At 67.8% G+C, this 16,511-nt stretch carries 16 protein-coding genes and 2 pseudogenes; 5 read left to right on the top strand and 13 right to left on the bottom strand.

All coding sequences use genetic code 11. The annotated features are described in order from the left end of the window. Nucleotides 1-105 precede the first annotated feature (105 nt). Both PHA84_RS18430 and PHA84_RS18435 read left to right on the top strand, forming a co-directional pair. Nucleotides 106-273 carry a hypothetical protein gene (locus tag PHA84_RS18430; protein ID WP_270889608.1) on the top strand — a complete coding sequence of 56 codons (168 nt, stop codon included), beginning with the start codon at nucleotides 106-108 and terminating at the stop codon, nucleotides 271-273. An 82-nt stretch (nucleotides 274-355) separates the two neighbouring features. Further along, nucleotides 356-1,324, top strand: a complete 969-nt coding sequence (locus PHA84_RS18435) for an aldo/keto reductase (protein ID WP_270889609.1) — start codon at nucleotides 356-358, stop codon at nucleotides 1,322-1,324. A gap of 463 nt (nucleotides 1,325-1,787) precedes the next feature. Here PHA84_RS18435 and PHA84_RS18440 read toward each other — a convergent pair. From PHA84_RS18440 to PHA84_RS18460, 5 genes and pseudogenes are all read right to left on the bottom strand, one after another. Next, a pseudogene (locus PHA84_RS18440) lies at nucleotides 1,788-2,132 on the bottom strand (NAD(P)(+) transhydrogenase (Re/Si-specific) subunit beta); the annotation flags it as partial. A gap of 2 nt (nucleotides 2,133-2,134) precedes the next feature. After that, a pseudogene (locus PHA84_RS20870) lies at nucleotides 2,135-2,290 on the bottom strand (transcriptional regulator); the annotation flags it as partial. 138 nt (nucleotides 2,291-2,428) lie between these two features. Continuing rightward, a complete protein-coding gene (locus tag PHA84_RS18450; RefSeq protein ID WP_333742385.1) occupies nucleotides 2,429-2,671 on the bottom strand; it encodes a hypothetical protein in 243 nt (80 codons plus the stop codon). Between the two features lie 365 nt (nucleotides 2,672-3,036). Next, nucleotides 3,037-3,471, bottom strand: coding sequence for a cobalamin B12-binding domain-containing protein (locus tag PHA84_RS18455; RefSeq protein WP_270889611.1), 435 nt, complete (start codon nucleotides 3,469-3,471; stop codon nucleotides 3,037-3,039). Between the two features lie 138 nt (nucleotides 3,472-3,609). Continuing rightward, entirely contained in the window at nucleotides 3,610-5,118 is a 1,509-nt protein-coding gene (locus PHA84_RS18460) for an aldehyde dehydrogenase (RefSeq protein WP_270889612.1), read from the bottom strand. Nucleotides 5,119-5,341: 223 nt separating this feature from the next. On the opposite strand from PHA84_RS18460, the gene PHA84_RS18465 reads away from it, so the two are divergent. Both PHA84_RS18465 and PHA84_RS18470 read left to right on the top strand, forming a co-directional pair. Beyond that, complete coding sequence (locus PHA84_RS18465; RefSeq protein ID WP_270889613.1) at nucleotides 5,342-5,896, top strand: cyclophilin-like fold protein; 555 nt, start codon at nucleotides 5,342-5,344, stop codon at nucleotides 5,894-5,896. Nucleotides 5,897-5,954: 58 nt separating this feature from the next. Beyond that, entirely contained in the window at nucleotides 5,955-7,001 is a 1,047-nt protein-coding gene (locus tag PHA84_RS18470; protein WP_270889614.1) for an alcohol dehydrogenase catalytic domain-containing protein, read from the top strand. A 107-nt stretch (nucleotides 7,002-7,108) separates the two neighbouring features. On the opposite strand, the gene PHA84_RS18475 is transcribed toward PHA84_RS18470, so the two are convergent. The 7 genes from PHA84_RS18475 to PHA84_RS18505 are packed head-to-tail and all read right to left on the bottom strand — an operon-like array spanning nucleotide 7,109 to nucleotide 14,544. Further along, the gene (locus PHA84_RS18475; protein ID WP_270889615.1) at nucleotides 7,109-8,530 is read right to left on the bottom strand and encodes an MFS transporter; all 1,422 of its coding nucleotides are present in this window, start codon (nucleotides 8,528-8,530) and stop codon (nucleotides 7,109-7,111) included. Between the two features lie 10 nt (nucleotides 8,531-8,540). Next, a complete protein-coding gene (locus PHA84_RS18480; protein ID WP_270889616.1) occupies nucleotides 8,541-9,932 on the bottom strand; it encodes a wax ester/triacylglycerol synthase domain-containing protein in 1,392 nt (463 codons plus the stop codon). 52 nt (nucleotides 9,933-9,984) lie between these two features. Continuing rightward, entirely contained in the window at nucleotides 9,985-11,592 is a 1,608-nt protein-coding gene (locus PHA84_RS18485; protein WP_270889617.1) for an AMP-binding protein, read from the bottom strand. Next, the gene (locus PHA84_RS18490) at nucleotides 11,579-12,694 is read right to left on the bottom strand and encodes a hypothetical protein (RefSeq protein ID WP_270889618.1); all 1,116 of its coding nucleotides are present in this window, start codon (nucleotides 12,692-12,694) and stop codon (nucleotides 11,579-11,581) included. Before PHA84_RS18490 ends, PHA84_RS18485 begins: the two co-directional genes overlap by 14 nt. A 5-nt stretch (nucleotides 12,695-12,699) precedes the next feature. Beyond that, entirely contained in the window at nucleotides 12,700-13,008 is a 309-nt protein-coding gene (locus PHA84_RS18495; RefSeq protein WP_270889619.1) for a hypothetical protein, read from the bottom strand. Nucleotide 13,009: 1 nt separating this feature from the next. Continuing rightward, nucleotides 13,010-13,981 carry an alpha/beta fold hydrolase gene (locus tag PHA84_RS18500; RefSeq protein ID WP_270889620.1) on the bottom strand — a complete coding sequence of 324 codons (972 nt, stop codon included), beginning with the start codon at nucleotides 13,979-13,981 and terminating at the stop codon, nucleotides 13,010-13,012. Further along, nucleotides 13,978-14,544 carry a GNAT family N-acetyltransferase gene (locus PHA84_RS18505; protein ID WP_270889621.1) on the bottom strand — a complete coding sequence of 189 codons (567 nt, stop codon included), beginning with the start codon at nucleotides 14,542-14,544 and terminating at the stop codon, nucleotides 13,978-13,980. The genes PHA84_RS18500 and PHA84_RS18505 overlap by 4 nt, the downstream gene beginning before the upstream one ends. A 149-nt stretch (nucleotides 14,545-14,693) precedes the next feature. On the opposite strand from PHA84_RS18505, the gene PHA84_RS18510 reads away from it, so the two are divergent. Then, nucleotides 14,694-15,437 (top strand): SDR family oxidoreductase, encoded by a 744-nt coding sequence (locus PHA84_RS18510; protein WP_270889622.1) that lies wholly within the window; start codon nucleotides 14,694-14,696, stop codon nucleotides 15,435-15,437. Between the two features lie 40 nt (nucleotides 15,438-15,477). On the opposite strand, the gene PHA84_RS18515 is transcribed toward PHA84_RS18510, so the two are convergent. After that, complete coding sequence (locus PHA84_RS18515; protein WP_270889623.1) at nucleotides 15,478-16,425, bottom strand: NAD-dependent epimerase/dehydratase family protein; 948 nt, start codon at nucleotides 16,423-16,425, stop codon at nucleotides 15,478-15,480. Between the last annotated feature and the right edge of the window lie 86 nt (nucleotides 16,426-16,511).

The raw sequence follows: 16,511 nt of genomic DNA on the forward strand, positions 1-16,511 counted from the left end.
AGTGCTTACGACCCAGCCCTGCATCAAGCACATCAGCAGGCACTGCACCCGCGGACTTGACTTAGGTAACTCAAACGGCGCCTGTCCGACCTGGTGTACCGGGCCATGCTCGACGACCTCAGCAAGGGCGCAGCGACGGGCCCGGGAGGGCAACAGCGCAACGACTCCGACTCCAGCGCGACCGGCTTCCAACCCGACACCGGCTCTTCGGACAAGCCACTTCCCGGACCCGCCAGCACCAAGCCTACGACCGGCATCCCCAAGACGTCTTGACACAGAAGGGAGCCATGTGAGGGCGTCCGGTGCCAGGCCCACGCCGGTGCATTCGTACCTTGGCCCGTGGGAGGGTGACCGCATGGATTACGCACGTCTGGGGCAGTCGGGTTTGAGGATCAGCCGCATCGGCTTGGGCTGCATGAGCTACGGGCACGCTGAGGCAGGGCTGCATCGGTGGACCTTAAACGAGGATGCTGCTGCGCCGTTCTTCCGACAGGCCGTTGAGTTGGGAGTCACGTTTTGGGACACCGCCAACGTGTACCAGGGCGGGACCTCGGAGCAGTTCGTCGGCCGTGCCATCCAGAGGTACTCACACCGCGAGGACATTGTCCTGGCTACCAAGGTGCACGGGAAAATGCACGATGGCCCGGGCGGGAGCGGCTTGTCGCGCAAGGCGATCTTGGAGCAGTTGGACGCGTCGTTGCGCCGGCTGGACACCGACCACGTGGACGTCTACTACATCCACCGGTTCGACGACCAGGTGCCGGTCGAGGAGACGATGGAGACCCTGCACGACGTGGTGAAGGCCGGAAAGGTCCGCTATTTGGGAGCATCCTCGATGGGGGCGTGGCAGTTCGCGAAGATGCAGCAAGCCGCCACGGTGAACGGCTGGACCAAGTTCTCGGCCATGCAGGACCAGTACAACGTGCCGAAGCGTGAAGAGGAGCGGGACATGATCCCGCTCTGTCTGGACCAGGGCGTGGGACTAACCCCGTACTCGCCGCTGGCCAAAGGCCGCGCGACGCGTCCATGGGGACAGCAGACCGCCCGGTCGTCCACGGACCAAGTGGCGAGGGCGTTCGACCGCGAGGCGGACAAGCCCGTGGTGGACGCAGTGCAGGCGATTGCGGACGCTCGGGGAGTTCCGATGGCGCAAGTCGCATTGGCTTGGGTTCTGGCGAAGCCGGCTGTGTCCTGTCCCATCGTGGGCGCGACTAAGCCGAAGCACTTACAAGATGCGGTACACGCGTTGGACCTCGTGCTCACTGACGAGGAGTTGGTCGCACTCGAGCAGCCGTACGCGGCCCAGGACAACTACTGGTGGTGACCGTCGCCCACAGTCCGAACAAGCTCGTCGCGATCCTGCGCACCACCTTCTCCAGTCCGACCCAAGTCCCGGCGCATGCCTCTTCGTCAGCCGATCTGGGGTCCCCGCAGGCCGTTGCCTCGTCACTTCTCCAAGCCGCTCTCGATCAGCACGGCCTATCGCGCATGGACCTTCGCGCGAGAGGAGGCGTTCACCCCGAGGGGGCCAACTCGCCGCTGGGTCGCAGACCTTGCGACCTGCGGCATGCCTGTCTATCGACCTGGCTCAACGCCGGGGCGCCCGCCAGCGCCGCTAACGCCAAGTGGTCAAGTTCCTGATCAGGCCAGCTGCTCCTCCAGCCTGGCCGCGGTTCAACGAGAGCACACGCTGAGGGTGTGGGTGGTGGGCCGCATGCCTCACACAAGAAGGCGTGCTGGCTTTCGATGTCGTCGCCGACCCCCGGTGTTGCACCACCGACGGCAAGTTAAAGGGCCTTGATGATGTCCTCGACGCGTTCCTTGGCGTCGCCGAAGAGCATCTGGCTGTTGTCCTTGAAGAACAGCGGGTTCTGCACGCCGGCGTAGCCGGTGGCCATCGAGCGCTTGAAGACGACGACGTTGCGTGCCTCCCAGACCTCGAGCACGGGCATGCCGGCGATCGGGCTGCCGGGGTCCTCGGCTGCGGACGGGTTCACCGTGTCGTTGGCACCGATGACGAGGACGACGTCGGTGTCGGCTAGGTCGCCGTTGATCTCGTCCATCTCGAGCACGATGTCGTAGGGCACCTTGGCCTCGGCGAGCAGCACGTTCATGTGGCCGGGCAGGCGCCCGCGCGCTCTAGCCCGGCGTAGTAATCCGAGCTGACCCCGGCGAGCCTGGCCACCTCCTCGCGCCGCAGACCAGGAACGCGTCGATCATCGTGGTCGCACGAAAGGCCGAGCTGCTCGGGCGTGACATTCGCCCGGCGGGAGACCAGGAACTCTTGCACTTCCTTCCTTGGTGCTCACCCCCTAACAATACCTCCACTATCATCACTTCGCGAAATGTCAGAGTTTTACGACCATGTCGTTCTCAACCGTTTCGTCCGGGAACGGGGTCGCGCACCGGCGCCCTGGACGAGGAGGTGTCAGCGCACGCGTTTGTAGGTGACGCGCGATGCCTCAGAGGGGTCGGTCGGAGTCAGCACGAGAGTGCTTTCCGAAACGTCATAAGCCCGCGTCAGCGTGTGGCCGATAAGGCCACGCACGGCGGCCGACGAAATGGTGACCGCGAACGTTCCCGCATTCCTGTCGACCTCAACGGTGCCGTAGTAGGCCTCGTACCCGGCGACTGTGTACCGGGCGTCAGGGGCCTCGGTGTCGGGGTTCATGGCCTGGACCGAGATGGTGCCGGACGGCGAAAAGATGACGCGACCGCTGTACGGGACGACCTGCCGGTCGCCTTCGCGGCCGACCTCGAGAGATCATTCGCCACTCGCCGCCCAGGTTTCCGACACCGCCGGTCGTCGCGGACTGCCCGAACGATGGAGCAAACGTCACCCGGGGCGCCGCAACCAGTGCCGCGAACGTGCGCGCCCACGGGGTGGACGTGAGTCTGGAGCCCATTCTTGCCCTTCTCCCGGGATTGGTCGTCTGGCCGTCTGCCCTGGCTGCCAGCCTCTAGGGGCATGGGCGCGAGGTGCGACCGTCGCCCGCCACGCGCGTGCGCCGACCTGACGGTGTCGGCCGCGTGGCCTCATCCCTCTGCTGCGTATTGGTTGACCGCCTCGACGACCTCAGTGACGGGGGTACCTGACGTGTAGAGGGCGTCGACCCCGGACGCCAGGAGCTCACGCGTGTCGCGCACGGGGATGATGCCACCGACCAGGAGTCGAACGTGGTCCAGGTAGTGCTCGTCGAGAAGGCGGACGACCTCGTCGACGATGGTGAGGTGCGCTCCGGAAAGAATCGACAGGCCGAGCAGAGATGCGTTCTCGGAGATCACGGTTGCGACCACCTGACGAGGAGTCCGGTGCAGCCCGGTGTACACCACCTGATGGCCGGCGTCTCGCAGCGCGCGGGCAATCACCTTGGCGCCCCGGTCATGGCCATCGAGGCCGGGCTTGGCGATCACCACGCGCAGCGGTGACCAGTGTGCCGGCTGCGGAAGTTCCAGCATGCCTTCGCTCAACGAGGTCTCCTCACATGGGAGCGCAGCGCTGGGGCGAGCCCCGCACAAGACGCTCTGCCCCCGGCGCAGCTATGTCGCGTGGAACCCAGCCACTCCGACGGCCGCGAGTACCGCCGGAGTGGCTGGAGCTTTGGTCGCTCAGGCCTCGCCGGCCCAGCCGTCTGGAAGCCCCACCGAGCGCAGCTCGGTATACGAGCTGAGCCCTTCGGGGCCGTTCTCGCGGCCGAGCCCGCTGTCCTTGAACCCGCCGAATGGCGCCGCTACTCCCACGGGGTGTCCATTGAGCTCCACGACACCGGACCGGATCCTGCTGGCCACCCGCGCGCCGCGCTCGAGATCTTCGGTGTACACGGCGCCGCTGAGGCCGTACGGGCTGTCGTTGGCCAGCCGAACGGCTTCCTCTTCGTTCTCGTACGTGGACACCGTGACGACCGGACCGAAGATCTCCTCCCTGGCGACAGTCGAACGGGGGTCGACGTGGGCGAAAACCGTCGGCGACACATACCAGCCACGGTCAAGGCCTGCGGGACGGCCGCCCCCGGCGACCACGGAGGCCCCTTCCCGGCGACCCACTGCGATGAGTGCCTCCACAGTCGCGCGATGGGCTTGGGTGACCATCGGGCCGATCTGCGTGTCCTCGTCGGCCGGGTCGCCGACCTTCATCGAACCGACGAGGTCAACCAACCGGTCGACGACACCGTCGTGCAGGCTGGTCGGGACCAGGATGCGGGTCTTCAACGTGCAGATCTGACCACTGTTGCGGAAGCTGGCCATGCGCAGCGAGTCGACGGTTCGATCGAGGTCGGCGTCCGCGAGAACCACTGCCGCAGACTTTCCCCCCAGCTCGAGAGTCACTCTCCGTAGATCGTGGCCACAAAGCTCGGCGATCCGTCGACCCGCTGCGGTCGAGCCGGTGAACGAGACCTTGTCCACTCCCGGGTGGGTCACGAGGTACTCGCTGACGTCGCGCTCCGCCGGCACCACGCTCAGTACTCCCGGCGGGAACCCGGCTTCGGCGAACAGCTCAGCGAGCCGAAACGCGTCGAGCGCTGTTTGCGGCACGGGCTTCAGCACGACGGTGCACCCCACGAGCAGTGCGGGGAAGATCTTGGAGATCGCTTGGTGCGCAGGCATGTTCCACGGGATGATCGCGCCGACCACGCCTACCGGCTCGCGCGTCACCAGTGCCGTCCCGGTGGGGTGCCTGCGGATCGACCGGAACGCGTAGCTCTCTGCCAGCTCGAGGAGGTACTCCATGAGCTTGATCGGGTTCGTCGCCTGGATCGTGCGCGACTGGGTGATGGGGGAGCCCATCTCCGCCGTGAGCAGCTGCGCCAGCCGTTCATGATCCTGGGCCACGAGATCCTTGAACCGGCGAAGGAGCTCGAGCCGTCGTTCCAGCCCGTAGCTGGACCACGCATCCTGGTCGAAGGCCGCGCGAGCCGAAGCCACTGCTCGGTCGATGTCTGCGCGGCTGCCCAGGGCAACGGAGGCCACTGCATTGCCAGTCGCCGGTGAGATGACCTCGAAGGTCGCATCGACGCTCGACGCGACCCATTCACCGCCGATGAATAGCTGCCGATGCGATCCCAGATCTGTGGATGCGGTGGGAGCCTGCCCAGCGACACTGGCGCCGGAGGAGTCCATACGACGGCTTCTTCCTCGCGAGGTGGACCAAGGGTCCCGAGGATTCACACTGCACCATATACTTACCGATGATGCAAGTGTTTGACAGTTATTGATCGAGGGACGCGAATGCTGTGCGAACCCCTGGCAAGGCGCGCGAACCGCCTCAGTCTGAGCACGCTGAAAAATGTCCGACCGTTTGCGTATCCTCGGTCGCCAGACCACGAACGGACTGAAGGAACTCATGACCCTGCTGCTCGGGCGATGTGCCGGCCTCGCCATCGGGGCACTCTCCCTGGGGCTCTCGTCGTGTGCAGTCGACGACCCGCAGTCGGCTTCCCCACCACCGGCTCCGACAGCAACCTCAGCGACCACGCAGGCGTCCTCGGCTGGCAGCACGGGTCCGACGTCATCCGGCACCAGCGACGAGGAGTCTCCCTTGCAGATCCAGGTCCAGATCGGGAACCAGCGATTCACCGCCCAGCTCGACGACAGCGCCGCCAGCCGTGACCTCGTGGCTCAGCTCCCCGTCACGCTGGAAATGCGTGACCACGGCTCGGTCGAGAAGACGGGACGACTCCCCTCGCCGTTGTCCCTGACCGGTCAGCCTGCTGGGGCGGACCCCGACATCGGGGACGTGGGCTACTACGCACCCGGCAACAACCTGGTCCTCTACTACGGCGACCAGTCCTACTACAACGGCATCGTCGTGCTGGGCCGCCTGGAGGGCGGCGCTGCTGGTCGGATCGCCGCCTTGCAGGGCACTGTCCGGGTCACCGTCTCGGTCCCGGACCAGTGACGTCGCGGCATACCGCGCCAGAACCAGAACCTCCCCACAGCGAGAGAAGGAAACGACCATGAGGGCAGCAATCTTCAAAGGTCCCGGCAAGGTCGTGGTCGAGGACCGTGACAAGCCGTCGATCCTGCAACCGGGCGACGCCGTCGTCCGCGTCGTGATGGCCTGCGTGTGCGGCTCGGATCTGTGGTGGTACCGCGGGATCTCCGACCTCCCCCACTTCGCAGTGGGTCACGAGTTCATCGGCGTGGTCGACGAGGTGGGTGCCGAGGTGGCACAGCTCTCGGTCGGCGACTTCGTCATTGCTCCCTTCTCCTGGAGCGACGGGGTGTGCAAGAACTGTGAAGCCGGTTTCCAGACCGCGTGCGTCCACGGCGGCTTCTTCGGCCAGGGCGGCGAGGGTGATGGGGGTCAGGCGGAGTTTGTGCGCGTGCCCCACGCCGACGGGACGCTGTTGAAGGTTCCGGGTGAGAGCTTCTCGGATGATGTGATGGCCTCCCTGTTGGCACTCACCGACGTGATGAGCACCGGCTACCACGCAGCCGTCAGTGCCGGCGTGCGCGAAGGCGACTGCGTCGCCGTCGTCGGCGACGGCGCGGTGGGGCTGTCGGGCGTGCTGGCCGCGAAGATGCTCGGTGCGGCGCGCGTCATCGTGCTCGGCAGCACTCACGAGGATCGCCACCTCCTCGCGCGTGAGTGGGGCACCGACGAGGTCATCAGCGTGCGCGGCGACGACGCGGTCAAGGCGCTGCACGACCTCACCGACGGGTATGGCGCCGACGCCGTGCTTGAGTGCGTGGGGACTAAGGAAGCCACCGAGACGGCGTTCGCCGTCGCCAAGGCGGGCGCCATCGTCGGTCGCGTCGGAGTGCCGCACGATACCGACATCGACCCGATGGCCACGTTCTTCCGCAACGTCGGCATGCGAGGTGGTCCTGCTCCGGCCCGTCACTACCAGCCGCAGCTCGTCCAGGCAGTCCTCAACGGTGAGATCCAACCGGGCAAGGTCTTCGACCTCGCCACCGACCTCGAGCACATTGCCGACGCCTACGCCGCCATGGACGAGCGTCGCGCCATCAAGGCCCTGATCAACGTCAGCCCACTCTGACGAGGAGCACCGAGGCCAGGCCCTCTGGCATGAGTGCCCTGCGTATGGCGCGCGTGATCCGGAGGGCGTGGCGCGGCCATGGGGTCTCCCCCAGCGGGCCGCTGGCCTCAGGTCGGCGTTGAGCCCTCGGCCGCACGAGAGCGCGGGCGGACCCGTGGCAGCCGGACGGCGGCGACGGCAGCCGCCAGCAGGACAGCTGCGCCGATCAGCAGGCTCGAGCGCAGCCCGCCGACGAAGCTCGACGAGTCGGCCAAGAGGGCTCCGAACAGCGCGATCGCGAGCGCACCACCGACCTGTCGGCTGGTGTTGAACACACCGCTGGCGGTGCCTGCGAGGCGGCTGGGCACGCTGTTCAGCAGGACCGCGACAGTAGGCGGCATGGTGAGCGGACCGCCGAGACCGATGAGGACCATAAGAGCGGAGACGACCCACAACGGCGCGGTGGGCGCGAGGATGGCCAGACACACCAGCCCGAGCGCCATCAGGCCGAGGCCGCCGACGATGGGGATCCGCGAGCCGAGCCTCTCGACGATCACGGCAGCGAACGGCGAGAGCACGAGGCCGACCACCATCATCGGCATGAAGGCCAGCCCGGTGGCGAGCGGCGTCAGGGTGCGGACCTGCTGGAAGTACAGGCTGAAGAGGAACGGCACGCCGTAGAAGCCGACCATGAAGGAGAACCCGATCACCATGGCCGTCGGCATGGTGGGGGACCTCACGAGGCTGAGCGGCACCATGGGGTGCGATCCACGCGCTTGGCTCACGACGAAGCCAGCGGCGGCGACGACGGCCACCACGAACGGCACCACAACCCGGGGGGCGCCGATACCCTCCTCGCCGGCATCGATCACGGCGTAGGTCAAACCACCCATGGCGATCACCGCCGTCACCTGACCCGCCACGTCCAAGGGCACTCGACTATGCGGTGACGGCGTCGTGCGCCGCAACAGCAGCAGTCCCGCTATCCCGACGGGCAGGTTGACGAGGAAGACCAGTCGCCAGTCCACGAGAGTCAGCAGGCCGCCGATCAGTGGACCTGACGACGAGGCGACCGCACCACCGGTGGCCCAGGCGGCCACGGCACGGGCCCGGCGCACCGGGTCGTCGTGAGCCTGCCCGATCAGGGCCATGGACGAGGGCATCATGATCGCCGCGGCGGCCCCCTGCAGCAGCCGGGACAGCACGAGCAAGCCCAGCGTCGGGGCAAGCCCGCAGGCGGCAGAGGTGAGCACGAAGAGCGTGATGCCGTAGCCCATCGCTCGCTTTGCACCAAACCGGTCCGACAGGGACCCGGCCGTGAGAAGCGTCGCGGCGAACATCAGCGCGTAGCCGTCAACCACCCACTGCAGCCCCTGGATGCCGCCACCGAGGCTCTCGCGGATGGACGGCAGGGCCACGTTGACCACGACCGCGTCCAGGGTGACGACGAAGAACGCCAGCACGGCGACGACCACCGCCGGGCTCGGGCGGGGGCGGATCCGTGAAGGGGTCGAGCGGCCGCCGGTTCGGGGGCTCTCGACACCGCTCACCACTGGTCGCCTATCCACCGGCAGACCGGACGCCCAGCTCGTCGAAAGCTGCATCCACGCAGTCCATGAAGAGCCCGACGTCCGTCACTGAAGCCGGGTCAATGGTGAAGCCGACCGTGCAGGTTCCGTCGTAGGAGACCATCACGGCCATGATGGGTATGCCGGGTAGCGGCCCGAACCCGTAGAAGCGTTCGATCGGTACGCCAGCGAGGTATAGCGGGCGCTGGGGCCCCATGATGTTGCTCGCCTGGAGGTCGACCCGTCTCGCGTAGGCGCCGAGCGCCACCGTTGCGAGGCGGGAGGGAACGTGGTGCACCAGTGGCGCCAGCCGCAAGGGAGCGTCGACGCCGGGTTCCTCCCGTCGCGCCACGACCAGCTCGTGCACCAGCCGCAGCCTCTCGCGCGGGTCGGACACGGAGCACGGGCCAGGGATGACGCCGGCGCTGAAGTGGTTCCCGCTGCGCTGGGCGGCATCCCGGGACACGTTGATGGGAAAGGCGACAGGAATGTCGAGGACGGGCGCGCCCGACCGCTCGTGATACGCGCGCAGGCCACCGAGGAGCGCGGTGATGAAGACGTCGTTGACCGTCGCCGACTTGGTCCGGGCCACCGAGCGCATCGACGCCAGAGGCACCTCCAGCACCGCGAAGGTCCGCTCGCGACTGCGCGAGCGCAGCAGTGGCGAAGGCTCTGCGCCGCTGGAGCCGTAGGTGCGCAGCACCGAGCGGGCGTACTGCCCAGCGTCGGACAGGGTTCGAACCGGTCTCCAGGAGGCGTCCATCGCCCAGCGCGTCATCGAGTCGGCACGCCCTTGTCGGATGGACATCAGCTGGCTCGTCGTCCGAACCCAGCGTTCGCCCGCAGTTCGGAGTGCAGACCTGCGAGGGTCGGGCGGCGTGGGTGCCTCTCCTCGAGTCGGATGCGGTTCGGTATCCAGCAGGTTCGCCATCATCTCGACGGTTCGCAGGCCGTCGGCGACCGCGTGGTGGACGCGTAGGAGGACGACCGCGCGCCCACCCTTCACGCCGGTCACCACCGTCACGTCCCAGAGCGGCTTGGCCGAGTCGAACGGTGTCGTGGCAAAGGTGGACGCCATCTCGAGTACCGCGGTCAACGACCTGTCGCCGGGCGCCCCCACCCAGCGGATGTGGCCGCGCGCCTCGAAGGAGTCGTCGGGGACCCAGGTCTGGCGCGGGCGCGTCACGCCTGTCTCGCAGACCCGCTGCCGCATCCGCGGCACAGCGTTGGAGGCCCGCTCGAACGCCTCCTCCAGCGCCGTCGCGTCCGGGACGCCTTTCAGCACGAGCACCGAGCTCATGATCGCGCGCGTTGAGGGATCGGCATCTCCCTTGAGGAGCAGCGCGTCCAGCGGCGCGACCAGGTCCGCGAGGTAGTGCGACATAGATGCTCCTTCGTGGGGATGGAGGAATCGGCACTGGACCGACGGGCGGGGGTCAGGCAGGCGCCTCGGCATGGTCGCGAAGGCCGGCGAGGACCTGCTCGCGCAGCACGAACTTGCGGATCTTGCCGCTGGGCGTTCGGGGCAGGTCGGGGCAGGAACGAAGCCCTTCGGGGAAGAACTGCGTCGCGACACCGCGCTCCCGCAGGAAGGCCGCCAGCTCAGCGAGTGTCGGCACGTCATGGCCGGACCTGGGCACCACGCAGGCGCAGGCCGTCTCACCCAGGCGCTCATGGGGAACCGGCACGAGGGCCACCTCCCTGATGGCGGGGTGCGTCAGCAGGAGGTTCTCGATCTCGACGACCGGGATGTTCTCGCCGCCTCGGATGATGAGGTCCTTGGTGCGACCGCTGATCCGCAGGTGCCCCTCCACGTCCAGGAGGCGTGCGCGGTCGCCCGTCTTGAGGTGCCCCGAGTCCGTGAAGCCGTCCCGCGTGAGGTCGTCCCTCTTGTAGTAGCCATGGAAGAGGCCAGGCCCCCGGATCACCAGATCTCCCTCCTCGCCCACCGAGACCGGCTTGCCGTCGACATCGACGATGCGCACGTCGGCCCGGCCGGCAGGACGCCCGTCGCTGGTGCTGGCGAGGGCGGGTTCGTCAGTCACGGACGTACTGGTGCCGATCGGATACTCGCTCATGCCCCATCCGGACACGACGCGGGTGTGGTGCAGCAGCAGGGCTCGCTCGATCAGAGTCGGCGGAATCGGCGACCCCGCGCACACGAATGTGCCTGGAAAGGCTGCCTCCTTCCGCTCGGCCGCGGCGTCCAGCAGGTCGCTGAGGAAAGGCGCTGCCCCCATCGTGAAGGACACCGAGTAGCGGGCGAACAGGTCGAGGGCCTGCTCAGCGTTCCACGTCTCGAGAAGGACGACGTCACCGCCGCCCTTCAGCGGCATCAGGATCCCCCACGTGAACCCGGTGAGGTGCCCGAACGGTGACATCACCAGTGAGGTGAGGCCCTGGCCGAGCCCGGCGTGAGCGACGAAGTCGTCAATGGCCGCGGTCATGGACCGGTGCGAGTGCATGACGCCCTTGGACTCGCCCGTCGTGCCGGAGGTGAAGGCCAGCACCGCGAGGTCGTCGGTTGCTGCCGCCACCGGCTCGACCGGAGGCGCCCCGGTGCCCGTGACCAGGGACCCGCTGGAGATGACCCGCTCGGTGGCGCTGTCACCCACGCAGACCACGTGCTCCACGTGAGGCAGCTCGTCGGCGATCCCTCTCGCCATCGCTGCGAAGTCGTACCCGCGGTAGGTCGAGGGCGTCACCACGATCCGACACTGGGTGCGCTCGAGGATGAAGGAGAGCTCACGCTGTCGGTAGATGGTTGTGATGGGGCATACGACTGCTCCCAGCCGAAGGGCCGCGTAGGTGTAGACCACCGCTTCGGTCCAGTTGGGCAGCTGCAGGCAGAGCACGTCGCCCGGGCCCAGCCCCAGGGCTGCGAGCTCCGCGCTCACCATCGCGACCTGCGTGTGCAGCTCAGCACGGGTCAGCTCGACCCAGTCGCTGCCGTCACGGACGCCGGCCAGGGCGCGCTCGTCGGGAGGGCCGGAGGTGATGGCGCGTTCGAACGAGGCGAACAAGGAGTCGTCAGGCGTCGGCATCAGTGCTCCTGGTAGGGGTGGGGGGTTGCCCGGGTGCTGCGTGGCGTTGGAGCCAGTCGACGACCGTCGGCACGGTCAACCGGCGGGCGACTGATCCCATCAGCGCGCCCGCATGGCCCCCCGGTACGCGCAGGACCTCCAGATCCTTCGAGCCGAGCTTCTCCTCGAGGGGATCGGAGTGGCCGCGCGGGACGAACTCGTCACGCTCTGCGACGACGATCAACGTCGGAATGGTGATCCTGGCCAGGTCGACCGCCTTCCCCGCCAGCCGCGCCGTCCCCTGCACCAAGGCGTTGGCCTGGACGTAGTCCTGGGTCAGCTGCAGGAACGCCGGGCCCGCCATCGCCCGGTGGTTCCAGGCCCAGTGGTTGACCGCCCGATGCGACTCCATGTAGTCGTCTCGCCACAGGTGCTCCCACAGCGTGACGTACTGCACCAGGTCGGCAGTGGGTTGCAGGAGTCGGAACATGGCGCGCATCGCGCTCGCGGGGACAAGCCCAGTCGTCTCGTCTATCGCGTCGGACGGTGAGATCCGCCCGTCCCGGTAGCCACCGAGAAAGGCCGGCGAGTAGTCGAAGTCGCAGGGCGGCGTGAACAGCACGAGGTTCCTCACCGGCAGGGTCGAGTCGCTCCCCAGGAGAAGGAGGGCCATCAGCGCGCCCATGCAGTAGGAGCCTAGGGAGACGCCCGCAGCGCCAGCCGACCGACGCACCGCGTCCAGGGCAGGAACGAGGTAGCCGTGCAGGTAGGTCTCCAGGGTGTGGTCACTCTCCGCGGCCTCGGGCGCACCCCAGTCGAAGAGGAAGACGTCGAACCCCTCGGCCACGAGCCGCTCGGCCCAGGAGTTGCCGGGATGCAGATCGAAGATCGCCGAGTCGCCAACCAAGCCGAGCATGAGCACCAGCGGGGGGCCCTGCCGGACCTGCGCGTTGCGGTACCTCCAGAGCCGCGCCTTGCCGAGCGACCACACCTCGTCCTTCGGGGTGGTGGCCACCTGCGGCGGAGGTCTGCGTGCCACGAGCTCGACGCCTCGGCGCGCCCTGAGCTGGGTGCGCCATACCTCTCGCTTGATGGCCTGTGCCGCATCAACGGCAGGGGCCAAGGGCCTCACGTCGAGTCCGGACGGTCGTTCTCGGCTGCCTCCAGGGATCGGCGCAGCGCCGACATGTCGCGTTGCACCTCGCCCAGCTGTCGTCGGAGCTGGCGGACGTCACCGTGGGTCGGCAAGCCGGCGACGTGCAGCCCCCACGCGGCCAGGTTTCCCACTGGGGACGACACCAACCGGGTGGCCTGGCGCAGGCTCTGGACGAGGATCTGGAAGTCGGGTGAGCTCGTGGTCGCAGCCAGCCGCGGGGTCACGCGTCCCTCGACACCGTCGAAGGCGCGGCGCCAGGCCGGGGAGTTCGCGGGCGCCACGTCAGGCCTCGTCCGTGCGGAGCCGATGGAGGCGGCGGACGAGGGCACTCGTCACCGCCATCGGGTGCGCACTGCGGGGTGCCGATCTCAGGTACTCACCCAGCTCGGCTCTGGTGACCGCACGCGCGCTTCGCCATGCCATCGTCCGGCCATAGTTGGCCGACCCGAAGAAGTCGGCCACGATGTCGCCCGCACCCGACGCCGGGTCGTGGAGGAGGTAGTGGCCCCAACCGTCGAAGACCCTCAGACGTGCGTGTGGCAGGTGCGCCGCAAGCAGCGCGGAGTTCGCCATCGGGACGAGGTGGTCATCGGTACCACTCATCACCAGCGTGGGCTGCGACAGGCGGTGCAGCCACGGCAGGCTGTGGAAGGTGGAGAACGCGCCCATCTGCAGCGCGTACCCGAGGGGAGACGGCGCGGCCTCGCGGTGGAAGGCCGCGGTCTGCTCCCGGACGCGGTCGCTGGCCTTCTCGGCTGGCGCGAGGTCGATCATGCTCATCGCAGCCACGTACCCGGACTTCGAGTAGTGCCGAACGGGGGTCGTCACCGCCAGCAGAGCGCGCAAGGCACCGGGGACGGCACCAGCTCCACACGACGTGCAGGCCAGGACCAGGCGCCGCACCAGCTGCGGCCGCGTGAGCGCCAGCCGTTGCGCGACTGCGCCGCCGAGGGAGTATCCGAGCACGTCGACCCGCTCGTGCCCTGCGGCGCGAACCACCTGCTCGGCGGTCTCGGTGAGCAGGTCCATGGTGTAGGGACGCAGCGGCGTCTGCGACCGCCCGGCGCCAGGGGCGTCGAACGTAATCACCTCGAAGCCGCGCAGCTGCTCGAGCAAGGGTGACCACGTCGCGACGTTCCCGCCCAAACCATTGATGAGCAGGACCGGCGGGCCCTGACCCTGCACGCGGAACCGCACGCGGCGCTCGGCAACGGCCGCAAAGCGGTCCTCGACCGCCTCCACCCGGGCCCTCACGCGGACACCTCCTGGAGGCCGAGCACGGCAAACCGCCCCTGCTGGTCATCGACCCTGTGGGTCAGCAACAGGAGGTCGTGGAACCTGCCCTCCCCGTCCCGGACGAAGTCCGGCAAGAGCGCCTCCGGTTCGAAGCCGAGGTCCTGGAACATGGCCACCAACCCTTCCTGCTCAGCCACCACCTCGATGTAGGCGTGGGAGCACCCCCACTGCAGAGCCGTGATGAGGGCGGCGCGGGCCAAGGCCCGCCCCACACCCCGACGACGCTGACCCGAAGCAACGAGCACCCGCAGCTCGGCGACGTGCGACGACCAGCCCCGGCCGCGAAACACTCCGGCAAGGCCGACGATCTCACCGGTCGGTCCCACGGCCACCAAGCGGCGTGAAGCCGGCTCCGCGAGCATGGTCACCCACCCCGTGTCGGAGGCGTCCAGAGCCTCCTTGAGGAAGCGTCGCTCCCCCTCGGGCACGGCAGTGACGAAGCGCGCGAATGCCGCCGCGTCGGCAGGCGTGAGGGCACGCACGCCACGAGGGTGTCTTGGCCCCGCCTCAGGCTCGAGCATGCACGAACTGTAGGTTTCCCTCTAGAAAAAGTCAAACCTTTACTTAGAGTGACTCGCTGAGTCAGTTGCTTTCCTTCTTGCTCTAAAGCAAACTGTCTGACTAATGGACGAGCCATCGGGGCTGGTCGCCGCTCACCGAAGGAGTCACCATGTCGGACCTCGCTGGAAAGAACGTGCTCATCACTGGCGCCCTGGGCACGATCGGGCAGGCCCTGGTGGCTGGCTACGCGGCGGAGGGTGCGAATGTCATCGCCCTGGACCGGCCTGACGCCCCGAGCCCGCAGGAGACGCTCGACGCGGTCGCTAAGGGCGTGCGTTTCGTCGGCTGCGACCTCAACGACCTCACGCGGCTGGAGAAGCAGGCGACCGCGCTGGCCGAGGAGGTCGGCGGCATCGACGTGCTCGTGAACAACGCGGCGCTCGTGATCTTCAAGCAGCACACCGAGTTCACGATTGCGGAGTACGAGGACCAGGTGCGGGTCAACTCCTCCGCCGTGTTCGTCCTGTCCCGCGTCTGCTCCGAGGCGATGAAGAAGAAGCGTTACGGCAAGATCGTCAACATCACCTCTCTCACGCTGACCGGACGATGGGACGGCTACGTCCCCTACATCGCGTCCAAGGGAGCGATGTACGGCCTGATCAAGGGCATGGCACGCGAACTCGGCGCCAGCCTCATCAACGTCAACGGCATCTCCCCCGGCGCCGTCCTGTCCGAGGCCGAGTTCCGGGACCGGGGTGACCAGCGCGAGGAGTACCACCAGTGGATCCTCGAGAACCAGAGCCTCAAGCGCCGGATCGAAGCCGTCGACATCGCAAACCTCGCGGTGTTCCTCTCGACGTCCAAGGCCGACCTCATCACGGGCCAGAACATCCAGGTCGACGGCGGCTGGTAAGCGCCGCCAGGCAGGCTCCGGGACCGGAGCCTGGCCACGGCTACGCCTCTGAGGAGTACCAGTCGATGACGCTCCGCAGGCCCTGCTCGAGCGGAACGCCGTCGCCCATGCCCAGCACCTGGGCCATCCGCGTGCGGTCGGCCGCCTGGTAGCGGGTCCTGCTCTCGTGCCACACGAGCGACTCGGGATCGCCACCATAGAAGCCAACGAGGGTGGTGTAGATGCGCTCGGCCGTGACCGACTCCCCCACCACGTTGACGGCCAGGTCGACACGAGCGGAGTCGAGCGCGCGAACGCAGGCGAGCGCGACGTCGTCGACGTAGACGAGACCGTGCCTGGAGTCCCGCGTCCAAGGGACCTGCGGAGTCGAGTGCGTATCGAGGGCCTGGAGCACCTCGAGCATCGTCGCATTGTTCGAGCCCACGCTGACCCGAGGTCCATAGATGGTCCCGAACCGCAACGAGAGGTAGCTCGGACCTCCCGAGCCCGCGAACGCCTCGAGGTAGGCCTCCGCGGCGAGCTTGGTGGCGGCATACATGTTCAGCCCACGCCCGGTTCCGCCGGTCTCGGTCTCGCGGAAGGGGAAGCGGTCGGGATCCGCGAACGCCCCGTAGACCGTGTGAGAGGACCCGAAGACGAAGCGCTGGACACCGTGCCTGGCGGCTCCGGCAATCAGGTCGTAGGTGGCGTCGACGTTCACCTCGTGTGAGAGCCGACGGTTGGAGTCCGAGGACTTGGAGCGCACAGCAGCCAGGTGCACCACGTGAGAGACACCCTCGAGCAGCCGATCGAGGGTGCTGGCGTCACGCAGGTCCGCACGCTCGAACTCCACCTCGGGGTGTGCGGCCAGCGTCGCCGAGCGCTCGTTCTCGACCACGTCCACGGCCCGGACCAGGCGGCCTGTCCCGGCAAGCATCTCGACCACCCTCGACCCGACGAAGCCAGCCCCGCCAGTCACCATCACACGATCACGCACCGTCTCGCTCACCACAGACCCTCTTCCTCGGTGCCTACCTCGCTGTCAGGTGGGCCGTTGCTGATATTCCTGTCCGCTCTTACTCTTCTGACATCCCG

This window comes from Pedococcus sp. 5OH_020 (genome assembly GCF_027812955.1).
Taxonomy (GTDB): domain Bacteria; phylum Actinomycetota; class Actinomycetes; order Actinomycetales; family Dermatophilaceae; genus Pedococcus.